This is a genomic window from Nocardioides sp. CPCC 206348 (assembly GCF_048654705.1).
In the GTDB taxonomy this organism is placed as follows: Bacteria; Actinomycetota; Actinomycetes; order Propionibacteriales; family Nocardioidaceae; genus Nocardioides.
The window spans coordinates 10,854-11,315 of the sequence record NZ_JBMCZA010000200.1 but is presented as its reverse complement, the minus strand read 5'-3'; the positions used below and the strand labels follow the sequence as shown (position 1 = coordinate 11,315).

The following is a 462-nucleotide window of genomic DNA, read 5'->3' as shown; positions in this document are numbered from 1 at the left end:
CTGCGCGGCACCGTTCGCCTGGTGCGGGACGGACTCGACCGGGTGCTCGCCCAGCGGTCGCGGGTGACCGCGACGCTGCGGGAGTACATCGTGTCCCACGATGCCGCGCGCGACCGCGAGCTCGAGCAGACCCTGCGGCAGGTCGAGTCCGAGCTGATGGGGTGGATGGCGACCACCGGCCCGCGGGCCACCCACGACGTCTCGCTCTTGCCGTTGCGCACCAACCTGGACCACCTCCGGGAGCGGTTCTATGACCCGGCGGACGACGTACTGCCGGAGCGGATCGGTGTTGCTGATCCCGATGACGCGCCTTCTGTGTTGCTGTCCGAGCTGATGGCGCAGGGTGGGCCACAGCTGTCGACCCTGCGGGACCGGTTGTCGGATGCGCTCAGTGCGTTGTTGCCTGCTGGCTCGTTGGGTGAACTGTTCGACGGGCTCGAACCTTCGCTGCGCCGGCCCGTC

At 69.5% G+C, this 462-nt stretch carries 1 protein-coding gene; it reads left to right on the top strand.

Annotation, left to right across the window (positions count from 1 at the left end; genetic code table 11):
• Positions 1 to 462: DUF3375 family protein (locus ACOADB_RS19390; protein WP_378602188.1), on the top strand; the 462-nt coding region annotated here is incomplete at its 3' end.